Annotated in this window: 13 protein-coding genes and 1 other RNA gene; 7 read left to right on the top strand and 7 right to left on the bottom strand. The window is 68.7% G+C overall.

What is annotated here, in order from left to right:
* Positions 1-56 precede the first annotated feature (56 nt).
* The gene (locus D472_RS29310) at positions 57-2,144 is read left to right on the top strand and encodes a hypothetical protein (RefSeq protein ID WP_026117705.1); all 2,088 of its coding nucleotides are present in this window, start codon (positions 57-59) and stop codon (positions 2,142-2,144) included.
* A gap of 339 nt (positions 2,145-2,483) precedes the next feature.
* Positions 2,484-4,829: a SulP family inorganic anion transporter gene (locus tag D472_RS0114895; RefSeq protein WP_017605282.1), complete on the top strand. Its 2,346-nt coding sequence runs from the start codon at positions 2,484-2,486 to the stop codon at positions 4,827-4,829.
* Here D472_RS0114895 and D472_RS28680 read toward each other — a convergent pair.
* The 5 genes from D472_RS28680 to D472_RS0114875 form a co-directional block, all read right to left on the bottom strand.
* Positions 4,778-4,924, bottom strand: coding sequence for a hypothetical protein (locus tag D472_RS28680; protein ID WP_193373469.1), 147 nt, complete (start codon positions 4,922-4,924; stop codon positions 4,778-4,780). The genes D472_RS0114895 and D472_RS28680 overlap by 52 nt on opposite strands.
* A gap of 462 nt (positions 4,925-5,386) precedes the next feature.
* An RNA gene (gene rnpB / locus D472_RS27165) (RNase P RNA component class A) lies at positions 5,387-5,772 on the bottom strand.
* A 10-nt stretch (positions 5,773-5,782) separates the two neighbouring features.
* A complete protein-coding gene (locus D472_RS0114885; RefSeq protein ID WP_017605281.1) occupies positions 5,783-6,433 on the bottom strand; it encodes a histidine phosphatase family protein in 651 nt (216 codons plus the stop codon).
* On the bottom strand, positions 6,430-7,191 hold the full coding sequence (locus tag D472_RS0114880; protein WP_017605280.1) for a zinc ribbon domain-containing protein: 762 nt from the start codon (positions 7,189-7,191) through the stop codon (positions 6,430-6,432). The genes D472_RS0114885 and D472_RS0114880 overlap by 4 nt, the downstream gene beginning before the upstream one ends.
* Before the next feature lie 80 nt (positions 7,192-7,271).
* Positions 7,272-8,144, bottom strand: coding sequence for a Nif3-like dinuclear metal center hexameric protein (locus tag D472_RS0114875; protein WP_017605279.1), 873 nt, complete (start codon positions 8,142-8,144; stop codon positions 7,272-7,274).
* A gap of 137 nt (positions 8,145-8,281) precedes the next feature.
* On the opposite strand from D472_RS0114875, the gene D472_RS0114870 reads away from it, so the two are divergent.
* Complete coding sequence (locus D472_RS0114870) at positions 8,282-9,103, top strand: alpha/beta fold hydrolase (protein WP_017605278.1); 822 nt, start codon at positions 8,282-8,284, stop codon at positions 9,101-9,103.
* 62 nt (positions 9,104-9,165) lie between these two features.
* Complete coding sequence (locus tag D472_RS0114865; RefSeq protein ID WP_017605277.1) at positions 9,166-10,029, top strand: deoxyribonuclease IV; 864 nt, start codon at positions 9,166-9,168, stop codon at positions 10,027-10,029.
* An 84-nt stretch (positions 10,030-10,113) separates the two neighbouring features.
* On the opposite strand, the gene D472_RS0114860 is transcribed toward D472_RS0114865, so the two are convergent.
* Both D472_RS0114860 and D472_RS0114855 read right to left on the bottom strand, forming a co-directional pair.
* Positions 10,114-11,409: an MFS transporter gene (locus D472_RS0114860; RefSeq protein WP_017605276.1), complete on the bottom strand. Its 1,296-nt coding sequence runs from the start codon at positions 11,407-11,409 to the stop codon at positions 10,114-10,116.
* 38 nt (positions 11,410-11,447) lie between these two features.
* The gene (locus tag D472_RS0114855) at positions 11,448-12,086 is read right to left on the bottom strand and encodes a winged helix-turn-helix domain-containing protein (RefSeq protein WP_017605275.1); all 639 of its coding nucleotides are present in this window, start codon (positions 12,084-12,086) and stop codon (positions 11,448-11,450) included.
* A gap of 193 nt (positions 12,087-12,279) precedes the next feature.
* Here D472_RS0114855 and D472_RS0114850 point away from each other — a divergent pair, with 193 nt between their 5' ends.
* The 3 genes from D472_RS0114850 (at position 12,280) to D472_RS0114840 (ending at position 15,847) form a co-directional block, all read left to right on the top strand.
* Positions 12,280-12,633 (top strand): hypothetical protein, encoded by a 354-nt coding sequence (locus D472_RS0114850; protein ID WP_017605274.1) that lies wholly within the window; start codon positions 12,280-12,282, stop codon positions 12,631-12,633.
* A 135-nt stretch (positions 12,634-12,768) separates the two neighbouring features.
* Positions 12,769-15,150 (top strand): Tex family protein, encoded by a 2,382-nt coding sequence (locus D472_RS0114845; RefSeq protein ID WP_033303886.1) that lies wholly within the window; start codon positions 12,769-12,771, stop codon positions 15,148-15,150.
* A 385-nt stretch (positions 15,151-15,535) separates the two neighbouring features.
* Positions 15,536-15,847, top strand: coding sequence for a gas vesicle protein GvpO (locus D472_RS0114840; RefSeq protein WP_017605272.1), 312 nt, complete (start codon positions 15,536-15,538; stop codon positions 15,845-15,847).
* Positions 15,848-15,858 lie beyond the last annotated feature (11 nt).

Below are 15,858 nucleotides of genomic sequence, written 5' to 3'. Positions count from 1 at the left end.
ATCGGCCCCCGGTGCGTCCCGGGTGCGGCAGACCTCCCCAAGGTAGTGCGTACAACATGACCGTCACCGTCATCATCATCATCGCCGTCATCGTCGTGCTCGCCGTGCTCGTACTCCTTCTCCTGGGGATGCGGGCGCTCAGTCTCGGTTCGCGTGACTACGACGACGACTACGACTACGACGACGTCCAGGACGATCACGACGACCGGCGTGATCGAGGTCGCGACCGAGATCAGGACGACGATTTCGAGGACGACGAGGACGAGTCGCGTTCGCGTGGCCGCCGGTCGCGTCAGAGCGGGGGGAGGACGGAGCGGCGCCCCAAGGCACGACGTCAGCGCGGAGCCGGCTGGGAGGACGACTCCGATGGCCTCTCCGACAACGACTTCTGGTCGAGCCTGAGCGAGGAGGCCCCTGCTCGCCCCGGCCCCCGTGAGCGCGACGCCTTCGGTGCGGGGGGCACCGACGATCACGACGACGAGTACGACGACCATGACGGCGAGCGCGGCGGCCCCATCGAGCAGACCCCGACCGGTGCTGTCCGTCCCGCGCTCCCTTCCGGCTCCGAGGACGTCTCGGACGGGTTTCGAACCCCACCCGGATCGACCTCCGATCTGGCGATGTTGGCGAGCCTGGGTCAGAACAGCACCCCGGCGGGTCCACCCGACCCCTCATCGGAACCCGAGCAACCTCCGGCCTTGGGCCCGGGGCCCACCCACTCCGCGCTACCGTCCACTCAGGGCCTGCCCCCGAGCCGGCCCACACCACAAGAGGACGACCCGTTGGGAACGGGCTCCTGGCCCTCACGTCCACCCTCGACCGGAGACCCGTTCGAAGGCCGTGAACCCCTTTCCCCCGAAGAACGACGTGGTGTCCTGGGCGGCGGCCACCACCCGTCCTACGACGGCGGCGGATCCTACTCTTCGGAGCGCTTCTCACCGAGCGCGGGCGGCGATTCAAGCGATCCCCTGGCCCCGGGCTTCCGCCCCGGCCAGAGCAGTGGCCAGGACCTGGGGTCTCCCATCTGGTCCAGCATGGACACCGGCGCCCACCAGCGCCCGGATCTGAGCGGATACGGGAACACGAACCCGGGCGGCCCCGGTTCCTCGGACGGCTTCGGTGGTTCCTCGGGTACGGGTGCCATGCCCGCACCCGGCCAGCCCATGGGTGGCCCCTCGGCACCGAGTCACACCGTTTCCGGGACGGACCCGCTGAGCGGTGGTTACCCCTCGGGTGCCTACTCCGGCATGTCCTACGGTCCGGGCACGCACTCCACCGACCCCTTCAACCGGCCCGAATACGACACCGGCACCCACCACTACAACCCCTACGACAGCGGCACCCACACCCGCCCAAGCCACCAAAACGGCCTGAGCGACCCCACCCGCTACGACACCGGGCAGCACACCCGCCCCGCATACGACACCGGCTCCTTCAACCGGCCCGAATACGACACCGGCACCCACCACTACAACCCCTACGACAGCGGCACCCACACCCGCCCAAGCCACCAAAGCAGCCTGAGCGACCCCGCCCGCTACGACGTTCCGGACGCGCCCGCAGGGCCGATGACGCCGGGCGGGCCCGGCGTCCCCGAGGGCCCTTCCGGCGCCAACCCCGCGTTGTGGGAGAATCCGCAGGGTGGTGGTGCCTACGATGCCCCAGGGCGGCCCCTACCCGAAGATGGTCTCTCCGGTGGGATGGGCGCTTCGGGGCGACCCGGGGGTGGCCACCCCTCCGTTCCGGGTTACGGAACCGGTGCCCACCAGAGCGGCCAGTTCGGCGGTGGTGCGTCCTACCAGGAGGGGCCGCAGCAAACCGATCCCTTCGGACACCCGTGGGGCCAGGGCGGCCCCCAGACCCCCGGTGCTCCTGGAAGCCAGGGCGGCCCCCAGGCCTCCGGTGCTCCTGGAAGCCAGGGCGGCCCGGGTGGCTACTCGGACATGCTGGGTGGCGACTTCCCTTCGGCGGACTACGGCTACCCACCGGCACAGGGCCGACGCCCCGGCGAGGAGCCCGCTGAGGGCCCACGCCACGGGGGCAACGTCCCTCGGCCCGGACCTGGACCCTACGGGCAGGATCACCGACCCGCTTACGGTCAGGGGTACTACGAGGGTGAGTACGAGGACGGTCAGTACCGCTGACCGCTTCCCCTTCTTCCCGAACACACGACGGAGGGTGAGGCACCCTCTCCCCTAAGGGGAGCCGTCGACTGCGACACCTCATACGACCGAGGTGGTGGAAAGATCCGCCACCTCGGTTTTCTTTGTGTCCGAAGCGCGATTCGGAACGGATCAAGCGACGAAAACGGTTCCCAAAACCACAAAGATTCGTCACGCAGAGTCACCAGAATCGACTACAGTTAGTAGTAGATCCAGCACGCACAGGCGTGCTTCGGCTGTCCGCGTACAGCCGTACGCCCCCTATCGGCGGAGACCGTCGTTCCCGTAAGCCCTGCCTGGTCCAACCCGAACGGAGCAACCATGCGCAACGACGCCCAGGGAGTACCACCCGAGCGGCCGGGGGAAAGCCCCTCGCTGCCCGGGACCTCCACGGATCGCAAGGGAATCGCCGCCGACGTCGGCGCCTCCCTCGTGGTCTTCCTGGTCGCCGTCCCCCTGTCCCTGGGGATCGCCGTGGCCTCAGGCGCCCCACTCATCGCGGGCATCGTCGCGGCCGTCGTGGGCGGTATCGTCGCCGGTCTCGTCGGTGGCTCGGTGGTCCAGGTCAGCGGCCCCGCCGCCGGCCTCACCATCATCGTCGCCGACCTGATCATGACCTACGGCTGGCGGGTCACCTGCCTGATCACCCTGCTGGCCGGGCTGGTCCAGCTGACCCTGGGCGCCTTCCGGGTCGCCCGGGCCGCCCTGGCCGTCTCACCCGCCGTCGCCCACGGCATGCTGGCCGGAGTGGGCGTGACCATCGCCCTGGCCCAACTACACGTGGTCCTGGGCGGGGCCCCACAGAGCTCCGCCCTGGCCAACGTCACCGATCTGCCCGAACAGATCGCGCACAACCACACTCCCGCCGTCGCGGTCGGCGTCATCACCGTGGCCATCATGTTCGGCTGGAACCGACTTCCCACCATCGGCGGAGTACGGCCGGGCATGATCCCCGCGGCCCTGGTCGCCGTAGGCACCGCAACGATCATCGCCACCCTGAGCCGGTGGGAGGTCGAGACGGTGGCCCTGCCCGACTCCCTGGCCCAAGCATGGAACGGGCCCATGCTGCCCGAATCCGGCCAGTGGCACGGCATCGCCTTGGCGGTGGTCGCCGTGGCCATGGTCGCCAGCGTCGAGTCACTCCTGGCCGCCATCGCCGTGGACCGCCTGCACAGCGGCCGTCGTGTCCAGCTCAACCGCGAACTGTGCGGCCAAGGCGCCGCCAACACCGTCAGTGGTGCCCTCGGCGGGTTGCCCATCGCCGGCGTGATCGTGCGCAGCACCACCAACGTGCGAGCCGGGGCCCGCAGCCCACTGTCCACCATCCTGCACGGTGTGTGGATCCTGCTGTTCGTGGCGTTCTTCGCGCATGTGGTCGAACTGATCCCGATGCCGGCTCTGGCCGCGCTACTGGTGTTCATCGGTGTACAGATGGTGTCCCTGGCCCACCTGCGCGACCTACGCCGCCACCACGAGGCGGGCGTCTACCTGGTGACCCTGTTCAGCGTGGTGTTCCTGGGACTGTTGGAAGGCGTGTGCGTCGGCTTCGCGCTGGCCATGATCGTCTCCCTACGCCGACTGACCAAACTCACCGTGCGCACGGAAGAACGCGATGGGCGCGTCCACGTCACCGTGCACGGTTCGCTCACCTTCTTGGGAGTTCCCCGCCTGGCGCACGTGCTGCGCACGGTCCCGGCCGGCGCCCAGGTCGACCTGGACCTGCACGTGGACTTCATGGACCACGCCGCCTTCGAGTCCATCCACGCCTGGCGAGTGGACCACGAGCGCACCGGTGGCAGCGTCGACATCGACGAGGTGCACGAGAAATGGTACGCGCGCAGCTCCACGCGGTCGGCGCCCGCCGCCAAGACCATTCCCAAGGGCCGTTGGTGGGCGCCCTGGGAGCTGCGCGACCAGGTCCGGGCCGGTGCGGACCTCAACGCGTTGGGGCTGCTGGCCGCCGGGGCCCGCGAGTACCACGCGAGTACCGCCGACCGCATGCGTTCGGTGATGGGTCGTCTGGCGCACCACCAGCGGCCCACCGCCCTGTTCATCACCTGCGCTGACTCCCAGGTGGTGCCCAACCTGATCACCGCGAGCGGCCCCGGCGACCTGTTCACCCTGCGCAACGTGGGCAACCTCGTACCGCCCCACGGCGACTCCGACCGCTCCGTGGGAGCCGCCCTGGAGTACGCCGTCAACGTCTTGGACGTGCCCTCGATCGTGGTCTGTGGTCACTCGCACTGCGGCGCCATGCAGGCCCTGCTCGACCACACCCACCAGGAGCCGGACACTGTGGAGACCACGCACATACGGCGCTGGCTGGCCAAGGGATCAGGGAGCCTGCGCCAAGTGGGAGGGGGACACCACTCCCTCGCCGGATCGCCCACCACCGAGGCGCTGCGCCGACTGGCCCAGGCCAACGTGGTCGAACAGCTCGGCAACCTCATGGGGCACCCCGTGGTACGCGAGAGGGTGGAGTCGGGTTCATTGACCTTGTCGGGGATGTACTACGACCTGGAGACCGCCGAGGTACACCTGTTGGACACCGAGACCGGGGTGTTCCTCCCGGTTCAGGGCGTCCCAGGCGTGCCCGACCCGATGCCGTGGCCTCGTCAGCCGGCGGAGTCGTCGTCGGGAGCGGCGTCATCACGACCGTCCTGCTGAACGCCTGACGCCTGGTACATGGCGAGCAGGACGATCGCCACGATCGCCAGGATCGGTAGGCCGAAAAGGACCGCCCAGACAGCGGTGGAGTCCAACTGGAGTCACCCATTCCCGTGAACGCGGATGCCCGTGGAGCCATCGACCCCGGTGGCCCGCGGGCCTTCGCACTCCGGGGACCGGAGCGCAGGGGACAATCTACCGGTGACGGAGGGATCGGACTATCACCATTGGGCGGTATCCCCGTACCCACGGTGCGTCCAGACGGGACCACGGGTACGGGGCGGCAGTCCAGGAGTGGGCGGGAGAGCGGGCCCGATCCGAGCGGGTACGCCGCGTTGATCGAACCGAGAACCACAAGGCCGCGTCACCCGCACGCACAGGTCTCGCGGTTCGTCGAACCGATCCGGAACAGCCACGCCTCCCAGCGTTTCCCAGCGCTACGGGATCCACGTGAGGAACCGGGACACCAAGCCCGACCTGCTCCTGCGGTCCGGCTGTCCCTGGGAGAAGACACGGCCGGCTCCCCGAGCCGCGTGCCTGGTCAGGAGGCAGGTGAGAGGAAGAGTCGGCCGATAAGCCGGATTCTGTCGGGTCCTCGTGGACCGGACGGTCATCCATCTGGGGCCGTCGTTGCCGACGACCTCGGTGCGGTCTACCCGCGGACTCGGGCGGGCCGCCCTCGAACATCCGCGCGAGAACCCGAGGGTTCCCTTTTTGACCTTGCTCCGGGTGGGGTTTACCTAGCCGGCCGGATCACTCCGACCGCTGGTGGTCTCTTACACCACCGTTTCACCCTTACCACCGCGAGCGGTGGCGGTCTGCTTTCTGTGGCACTGTCCCGCGGGTCGCCCCGGGTCGGTGTTACCGACCACCCTGCCCTATGGAGTCCGGACTTTCCTCGAACCCGCGTCAGGCGCGGGCCCGCGACCGTCTGGCCGACTCCCCCTCGGGGGTCAGTCTACTAGCCGCTCCAGGTGGGCGGTGTCATTGAGGGAACGCACCACCTGAGGCCCGTCGGCGTAACAATCCACCTCGGTCAGGCAAGCGGTGTCCAGGTGCATCCGGTACAACGCCGTGATGGGCGCCGACATCGCCTGTTGGACCAAGATCTTGATCGGGGTGACGTGGGCGACCACCAGCACCCGACGGCCGGTGTGGCGCGCCAGGACGTCCTCGCGTGCCTTGGCCACACGTTCGGCCACCTGGGCGAAGCTCTCACCCCCGGGCGGACCCGTCTCAGGGTCGGCCAACCAGTGATCCACCCCGGCGGGGTCGCGCTCGCGGGCCTCGGCGAAGGTCAACCCCTCCCAGGCCCCGAAGTCGGTTTCGATGAACCCCGCGTCCTCCTCCACCGGCAGGCCCAGGATGTCGGCCACGTACCCGGCGGTCTGCCGGGTACGCAGCAACGGTGAGGAGACCACCACGTCGACACCGGTGGCCGCCAGACGACGGGCCGCGGCCTCCGCCTGGGCGTGCCCCGCCTCGGTCAGCGGGATGTCACCACGTCCGGCGAAGCGCCGTTCGACGGACAGCCGCGTCTGACCGTGCCGAAGCAAGATCAGCCGAGTGGGCTCGGTGTCGGGCGCGCCCCACCCGCGACTCATTCGGCGACGGGAGCGTTGAGGCCCGATTCCTCGGTACGTACCAGGATGCGCCGGCAGTTCTCACAACGCGTCACCTCGTCGGCGGCGGCCGCACGGATCTCGTTGAGCTCCACGGTGCTCAACACCAACTTGCAACCGTTGCAGCGCCCATAACGCAGCGAGGCGACCGCCAGACCCTCGTACTGCGAACGCAGCTTGTCGTAGAAGTCGCGCAGGACTTCGGGGATGTCGGCGGCCACCCGATCACGATCTTGGATGAGGCGGGTGCGGTCCCACTGGATCTCCGCTGCGGCGGTGTCCCGGCGAGCGGTGACCTCGGTGAACGCGGCCGCCGCGGCCTCGTGCTCCTCCGCCAGGCGACGCACCTCGGCGTTGAGGGTCTCGGCCTCCTCCATGACCTCTAGGAGGGCTTCCTCCAGCTCGGCCTGGCGACGTCCCAGCGACTCGATCTCCGACTGCAGGCTCTGCAGGTCCTTGGCGTTGGTGATCACCCCCGAATCCAGGCGTTTGGCGTTGCGTTCGGCACGGGAACGCACCTGATCGACGTCGCTCTCGGCCTTGCGCTGGTGACGTTCGATGTCAGAGGCCTTGGTCTGCGTGGTGATGAGTTCGGCGTCGAGGGCGTCGGCACGTTCCTTGAGCTCGGCCGCCTCGGCGATCTCGGGCAGACTCCGAAGACGGTGGTCCAGTCGCTGGAGTTCGGAGTCGATCTCCTGGAGATCGAGGAGTCTGGCCTGAGCAGCGGGTTCGGCTTTCACTTGGGGTCTCCTGAGAATCACGGTTGGGAGGCCGGGAGGGCCGCCCGCGCCCTGTGCAGTTGTGGTCGGTGTGTCGGCTGTTACACCTGTTGAAAGGTCTGTGACCAGGCATCCGTCACCGTGGTCGACACACGGGTCTCCACCGTAGCCCCATTCGGGCCACCAGCGCGCCCGAGTGCGTCGCCCAGGTGGGCGGCGCCATCGGCCAGCCACGGCCACTCACTGGCGAAGTGAGCGGTGTCGATCAAGGCGGGGCCACCCGACTGTTCGATGAACTCCGAGGCCGGGTGGTGGCGTAGGTCCGAGGTGACGTAGACGTCCACCTCGGCGGCGCGGGCCGCCCCCAGCAGGGAATCACCGGCGCCTCCGGAGACCGCCACCGTGGTGATCAGCCGGTCCAGGTCCCCTGCCACACGAACGCCACCGGCGGTGGCGGGCAGCCCTTGGGTGACCTGGTCGGCGAAGTCGCGAAGGAGGAGCGGGGTGGCCAATTCACCGATGCGACCGATACCGCGTCGCCCTTCGGGGTCGGTGGTGTCGGGCTCCAGCGGGCTCAGCGGGCCGGTCAGGCCGACGGCGCGCGCCAAGGCATCGGAGACTCCCGGGGAAGCGGTGTCGGCGTTGGTGTGGGCGGTGTACAGGGCCACACCCGAACGGATGAGCCGGTGCACGATGCGTCCCTTGGGAGTGTTCGCGGCCACGCTGGTGACCCCGCGCAGCATCAGCGGGTGGTGGGTGATGATCAGGTCCGCGCCCCAAGTGAGGGCCTCGTCGACGACCGCGTCCACCGGGTCGACGGCGAAGAGGATCTTCTCCACCGGTTGGAGCGGGTCTCCGCAGACCAGACCCACCGCGTCCCAGGAGGCCGCCCAGGTGGGCGGATAGACCTCCTCGAAGGCGATGGTGACGTCGGACAGGGTGGCGGCTGGAGTGGTCGAGGTGCTCACGAGCACGAGACTAACGGTCCAGACCGCCACACACGCACTCGCGGCATCGGCCGTGCCCTCGGGGTGGTCGACGAAAACCCACTTGCCGGCCTCACCATGGGGTGTCTACGGTGCGCACACCACAGACGGGGATTGGGGCATACATGCGAGACACCACGATCGAACTCCAGGGGCGTACGGTCGCCTACACCGACATCGGCGATCCTGACGGAACGCCCGTCCTGTTCTGCCACGGTGCCCCGATGAGTCGTACGAACCTGGGCGACCAGGACACGGAGTTCGCCGAGGCGGGGCTGCGGGTGATCACCCCGGACCGCCCCGGCTACGGAGGCTCCTCCCCCGTTCCGGGCCGCACCCTCACCGGTTGGGCCGACGACGCGGCGGCCCTGGCCGATGCCTTGGGACTCGACCGGTTCCTGGTGGCCGCGCACTCCTCCGGTGGCCCCTACGGGGTGGTCACCGCCGCCCTGTTGCCCGAACGGGTGCGGGGCGCACTCATCCTGGCCGGGGTGACCGACTTCGCCTGGCCCACGGCCTGGGAGGGCTACTCCGAGGACGAAAAAGCCATGATGCGTCTGCCCGACGAACAGGCGGCCCTGGCCTGGGGTGAGCGCAACCTCGCCGAAGACGGCTCCGACCTGCCCGCACCCGACCGGGACCTGTTCGCCACCCGCCACGTTCCGCACCTGGCCGGCGCTTCCAAGGAGGCCTTCGCCCAAGGCGTGGGCGGCTACACACAGGACTCCTGGGTGCAGGGGCGCCCCTGGGCCTTCGACCCGGCCGCGATCACCGTCCCGGTCTTGGTCGTGCACGGTGACCAGGACACCGTGGTGCCCCTGGCGCACTCCGAACACACCACCGAACTGATCCCCACCGCCGAGCCGCGCGTGCTGCCCGATCACGGCCACATCACCGTGCTGTGGGAGATGCCGGATCTGCTCACCGAACTACGGGACCGCGCCTGAACGTGCTGTGAGCGGAGGCACGCCCGACCCACCCGCGGCTCCGGCCTAGAGTTGAGTCCGCGATGAACAACACCGAACAAAGACCCCTGTCCCCGGTCGGAGCGCACGTTCCGGTCGCGGGTGGTATGGCCACCAAGGGCCTGGCCTACGCGGAGAAGATCGGCGCCGAGACCATCCAGGTATTCGTGTCCAACCCCCGTGGGTGGGCCACCAACGGCGGCGACCCGGCCCAGGACGCACTGATGCGCGAACGCACCGACCTGCCCGTGTTCGTGCACGCCCCCTACCTGATCAACCCGGGTACCCCCAACGAGGAGACCGCCGCCAAGTCGATCGTCTCGATGGAGCACGCCCTGCTGCGCAGTGCGCAGATCGGCGCGCTGGGCGCGGTCATGCACACCGGTTCGGCTGTCTCGGGCACCCGCGAGGAGGGCTTGGCCCGCGCCCGCGAACGCCTGCTGCCGATGCTGGAGCGCTTGGGCGAGGACGTTCCGCCGCTGCTGCTGGAACCGATGGCCGGTCAGGGCCAGGTGCTGTGCGCCACGGTCGAGGACCTGGTCCCCTACTTCGAGGCCCTGGACTGGCATCCCAACGTGGGGGTGTGCCTGGACACCGCGCACCTTTTCGCAGCCGGGCACGACATCTCCACCATGGAGGGTATGCGCGAGGCGCTGGACCGTTTCGGTGAGGTGGTCGGTGCCGATCGGCTCAAGCTCATCCACTGCAACGACTCCAAGGCACCCTGCGGAAGCAACAAGGACCGGCACGAGAACATCGGCAAGGGCCACATCGGCGCCGAGCCGTTCGCGGAACTGTTCCGTCACCCGGTGACCGCCGGGGTGCCCATCACCCTGGAGACCCCCGGGCCGGAGGGTCCGCACGCCGAGGACGTGACCACCCTCAAGAAGCTACGCGAACAGGCCTGACGTCTCGAACGTCCCCGGGCCCGCCGGATCGCACCCGACCCGGCGGGCTTCTTCTCTTGACGGCTCGAACCCGAGGAAGGGAACTCACCCGCGCGGCTTCGCGGGTTCGACGGCCTCGGCCAAGGCCTGGTCGGCCAGGCGCGCGGTGTCGGCGATGACCCGCCGTGCCGACAGCGCGGTGACGACCATGATCAGTCCACCGACCAGGAAGGGCAGCGCCAGGTCGACCCGGCCCAACGTCCCGCCCAGCAGAGCCCCGATCGGGGTGACGCCCCACCCGATCATCTTGCTCGCCCCGGCCACACGACCGCGCACGTGGTCGGGGACCACGGTCTGGTGGTAGGGGCTCGCGGCGATGTTGGAGACCACGACGAAGAAGCCGACCCCGATGAACAGGACGAAGGCCGTGTAGGCGTCGACGGCCAGGGACACACCCACCGAACAGGCACCCACCCCGAGATAGCCGCCGAATACGACCACGCGCCGCCCGAAGTGGGCGATCGTCCGGCCGACCACCAAGGTGGCCAGAACACCACCGATCGCGGACGACATCGTGAAGGCTCCGAAGTAGGCGGCGGACACTCCGAGGTCGTGCCGGGCGTAGAGCACCAGGACCGCGACGCCCATGTTCATCCCGAGCATCATCCCGGCGTTGCAGAGCATGTTGCCGCGCAGGATCCGGTCACCGAAGACCTGCCGGAACCCCTCACCGGTCGAACGCCAAAGCCCCTCGGGCCGGGAGGCCACGTCTTGGCCACCCTCCGGGACGGAACGGCGCCACACCATCGGAATGGCGCACAGCAACACCACGCACAAGGCATAGGAACCGGCGATGCCCAGCAGGGGCGCGGCGGCCCCGGCGGCGAACAGGAACCCGGCCACCGGACGTCCGAGGCAGTCCTGGGCGACCAACCGGCCGCCCTCGACCCGGCCGTTGGCCCGGTCCAACAGCCGAGCCGGGGCCAGTTGGACCACGGCGATGCGGCCGGCCGGGTCGGTGACGGTCTCGCAGCAGATGAGCGCGAACATCGCCGCGTACAGCGCCCAGATCGACAGGTTCCCGGTGACCAGGGTCAGGAGCAGACCGACCATGGTCAGGGTGGCGACCGTGTTGGACACGACCATGGCGCGCATCCGGTGCACGCGGTCGATGAGTGCGCCGGACAGCGGGGCCAGCAGCAGCCAGGGCAGGAACCGCACGGCGGTGAGTCCGGCGACCAGCATCGGGTCCTGGGTGAGGGTGGCGGCGATCAGGGGCAGGGCGACCAAGAGCATGCCGTCGGCCAGGTTGGTGAACACGCCCGCGCCCCAGAAGCGGTGGAAGTCGCCGCTCAAACGCTCGGAGCGAGGGGTGCGCGTGGTAGGGGGTGTGGTGGTCATGGTGCGGCTCCTGACGGGGGGTGGGTTCTCAGGTGGCACTATCGCTCGTCGGGTGCGATGTCCTGATCGACGAGGTTGGGGAACAGATCGGTCTGCAGTTCCACCGACTCGGTGTCGGGGTGGCTCTGAGCGGTACGGCCCTCGAAACGGCGGGCCCGGGCGCGGAGGAACTCCTGTAGCTCACCGGCGAACTCCTCGGCCTCCTCCGGGGTCATCCGCATGTGGGAAACGGAGTCCTGCGTCGCCTTGAGCCAGCGGCGCACCTCGGGGTCCTCGGCCCGTCGCCGGGTCAGTGCGTGCCACTGCTGGAGCCGCTCCCGGCGTCCGCCGTAGTAGCGGTCCAGAACGATCTCGGCGGCCTCGCGGGTGACCGGTCCGCGCAGGAACTCGGTACCGCTCACACGCCAACCACCGGGGCGGACCCGCCACCAACGGTCGCGTCGGCCGGCGTGTCCGGGGTCGGTCTCCACGAACCCGAAGCGGGCGAGTTGGCGCAGGTGGTAGCTGGTGGATCCGCTGCTCTCCCCCAGGCGCTCGCTCAGGATGGTGGCGGTGGCGGGCCCCTGGATCTGAAGTTCGTCCAGGATGCGGGCGCGCAATGGGTGGGCCAGGCCGCGTAGGGCCTCGGCGCCGACCTCCAAAGGTCGTGGTCCGGTGGGTTCGGGTTCTTCGCTCATGAGCCGACCGTACCGCAAAGATTTCTTTGCAAAAATACCTTTGCAGATATTTCTTTGGGATACCTGAAGAACCGGAACAGCCGGGGAACCTTCTCCTCGTCCCTGGGCGTCGGATGGGGGAGAATGAATCGAACGCCCGCTGTGGCACGGAGCCTGACAACCAGAGCCACGAAACGAAGGGAAGTGTCACCGCATGGATCCGATTTCCATGGTCATCGGAGTGGCGATCGCGGTCGGCGGCTACTTCGTGGGTCGATCGACGAGCAGACGCCAGTTCACCAGACAACTCCAGCAGCACACCGATCCTCGGTCCCTCCAAGGCGGCCGGGACAGACCCACCACCCCCCAACCCATCTGCGGCTGCGGCCACAACCTGGTCTTCCACGACCAACAGACCAAGCGTTGCCAGACCCAGGTCGTCATCCCCGGACGCTGGACCGGCCAGGCGAACTCCACCTACCGTCAGTGCATGTGCCAGGGCTACCGCGGCCCCACCCCCGTGGACGAGTACTACGCTCCCGACTACCTCGACGGCGCCGGCCCCTGACCATCAAGAGGATCGACCACGTCCGCACATGCGAGAACCTGAGTGGTGCGGGCCGCGACGCGCCGGGGTGACAACACTCGTGCGCACCGCGAGAATGTCCGCGCACCGAACAGCCTAAGAGTGGACGTTTACCAAGTGACGACCCCTGTGACACCCACGATCGACCAGCGCATCGCCGAGGAACTCGGCGTAGGCGCGCACCAGGTCCGCGCCACCGTCGAGCTCCTCGACGGCGGATCGACCGTGCCCTTCATCGCCCGGTACCGCAAAGAGGTGACCGGCGCACTGGACGACGCTCAGTTGCGCGCGTTGGAGGAGCGCCTGCGCTACCTCCGGGATCTGGACGAACGACGCACCGCGATCCTGGAGTCGATCCGTTCCCAGGGCAAGTTGGACGACGAGCTGCAGGCCCGCATCCAGGCGGCCGATTCCAAGGCCCGTCTGGAGGACATCTACCTCCCCTACAAGCCCAAGCGCCGCACCAAGGCCCAGATCGCCCGCGAGGCCGGTCTCGAACCGCTCGCCGAGGGCCTGCTGACCGACCCGAACCAGGACCCGCAGGAGGTCGCGGCCGCCTACGTGGACACCGACAAGGGCGTGGCCGACACCAAGGCCGCCCTGGACGGTGCCCGCGCCATCCTGGTGGAGCGCTTCGCAGAGGACGCCGATCTCACCGGTCACCTGCGCGAACGCCTGTGGGAAAAAGGACGCCTGGGTTCGACGGTCCGAGAGGGCAAGGAGGAGGTCGGCGCCAAGTTCGCCGACTACTTCGATTTCTCCGAGCCCCTCACTGCACTGCCCTCGCACCGCGTTCTGGCCCTGTACCGGGGTGAGAAGGAGGAGGTCCTCACCCTCTCCTTGGAGCCGGAGGAGACCCCTGAGCCGGGCCCGGACGGCGTCGTAGCGCGAAGTAGCTACGAGAGCGCCATCGCCCACCACTTCGACATCGTGGACCGGGGACGTCCGGCCGACCGCTGGTTGCAGGACACCGTGCGCTGGGCCTGGCGCACCCGCATCCTGGTCCGGCTGGACATCGACGTGCGCATGCGCTTGTGGCAACAGGCCGAGGATGAGGGCGTCAACGTCTTCGCCGCCAACCTGCGCGACCTGTTGCTGGCCGCCCCGGCCGGCAGCCGTGCCACCCTGGGACTGGACCCCGGCCTGCGCACCGGGGTGAAGGTCGCCGTCACCGACCCCACCGGAAAGGTCGTGGCCACCGACACGATCTTCCCGCACGCCCCGCGTCGGGACTGGGACGGTTCGATCGATCGCTTGGCCAAGCTGTGCGCCGCGTTCGAGGTGGAGTTGGTGGCGATCGGCAACGGCACCGCCTCCCGTGAGACCGACAAGCTCACCGGCGACCTGATCAAACGTCACCCCGAGCTGAATCTCACCAAGGTGATGGTCTCCGAAGCGGGTGCCTCGGTGTACTCGGCCTCGGCCTACGCCTCCGAGGAGCTGCCGGACCTGGACGTTTCCCTGCGCGGCGCGGCCTCCATCGCTCGCCGCCTACAGGACCCGTTGGCCGAACTGGTCAAGATCGATCCCAAGTCCATCGGTGTGGGTCAGTACCAACACGACCTGGCCCAGACCAAGCTCTCTCGTTCCCTGGACGCGGTGGTCGAGGACTGTGTGAACGGTGTGGGCGTGGACGTCAACACCGCCTCGGTCCCGTTGCTGACCCGGGTGTCCGGGGTGACCTCCACCCTGGCCCGCAACATCGTCTCCCACCGTGACGCCAACGGCCCCTTCCGCACCCGTGAGGCGTTGCGTTCGGTGCCGAGGCTGGGGCCCAAGGCGTTCGAACAGTGCGCGGGCTTCCTCCGGGTGCTCGGCGGCGACGACCCCTTGGACGCCTCGGCCGTACACCCCGAGGCCTACCCCGTGGTCCGGCGAATGCTGGACGCGGTCGGCGGCGACCTGCCCTCGCTGATCGGGAACAAGAAGGCCCTGAGCGCCATCCGCCCCCAGGACTTCGTCGACGACAAGTTCGGGCTGCCGACCGTCACCGACATCCTCAGCGAGCTCGACAAGCCCGGACGTGACCCGCGACCGGCCTTCACCACCGCCACCTTCAAGGAGGGCGTGGAGAAGCTGGAGGACCTGGAACAGGGCATGATCCTGGAGGGTGTGGTGACCAATGTCGCCGCCTTCGGTGCCTTCGTGGACGTGGGAGTGCATCAGGACGGCCTGGTCCACGTCTCGGCGTTGTCCCGGAAGTTCGTGGAGGATCCGCGCGACGTCGTCAAACCGGGCGACATCGTCAAGGTCAAGGTGCAGGACGTGGACATCCCGCGCAAGCGCATCTCACTGACCATGCGTTTGGACGACGAGGCCCCCCAGGGTGGTGGCCGAGGCGACCAGGGCGGAGGCGGTGGTGACCGCCGTCGCGGTAACGGTGGCGGCAAGGGACGGGGGGACAAGCGTGGCGGCGACCGTCGGAAGGGGCGCGGCGATGCCCCGGCCGCTTCGGGGGCCATGGCCGACGCGCTGCGGCGAGCCGGTCTGACCCGATAGCAAGACCTGGGTCCACGGGTCGAAGAGGGCGGAGGAGGCCTGGCCTCCTCCGCCCTCTTCGACCCTCATTAATCACCTTGGGTCACCAGTTGATTTCATAGAGCGAAGAGTCGTTTCGGTCACGCGCCCCGCACCGGGCGGCCGAAAACCCCCGGACTTCCTTTCCCCGCCTTCCGGATTCCGCCCTAGGAGGCCCCGGTCGCACCGACCCCCGCTCCACGCAAGGACGCCGGTTCCGGGAAACGGAACGGCTCCCACCTCTGAAGAGTTTGCCGCCCTATATCCCTTTTTTGCCCCTCATGTCCTTTATGTCAGACCAAAGACGGTACGTCTGGATGTAGGGCACACCCGTAGCCCGTTCGCCTCCGTGAGGGGACCTTTCTTCATGACCAGGGAGAAGCCTGCCGATGGGGCCGAGCCCCGCAGCCGAACCAGCAAGCGTCCCTCGCACACCGATCTCCTTCGTAAGACCCGGCAGCAACTCGAAGAACTGATCGGCATCGAGATCGAATCCGTGTCCGGCATGGAACAGACCGAGGACGGATGGTCCCTGACCTTGGAGGCTTTGGAGCTACGACGGGTGCCCGACACGATGAGCCTTTTGGCCACCTACGTCGCCGACACCGACCGGAACGGCTCCCTGACCTCGTATCACCGGGTGAACCGCTACGCCCGAGGTCGTCCCGACCGGCTCTGAGCGCGAGCCGG

It is taken from the genome of Nocardiopsis alkaliphila YIM 80379, assembly GCF_000341005.1.
GTDB lineage: Bacteria > Actinomycetota > Actinomycetes > Streptosporangiales > Streptosporangiaceae > Nocardiopsis > Nocardiopsis alkaliphila.
The sequence above is the reverse complement of the archived record's forward strand: the minus strand, read 5'-3'. Positions and strand labels throughout refer to the sequence as shown.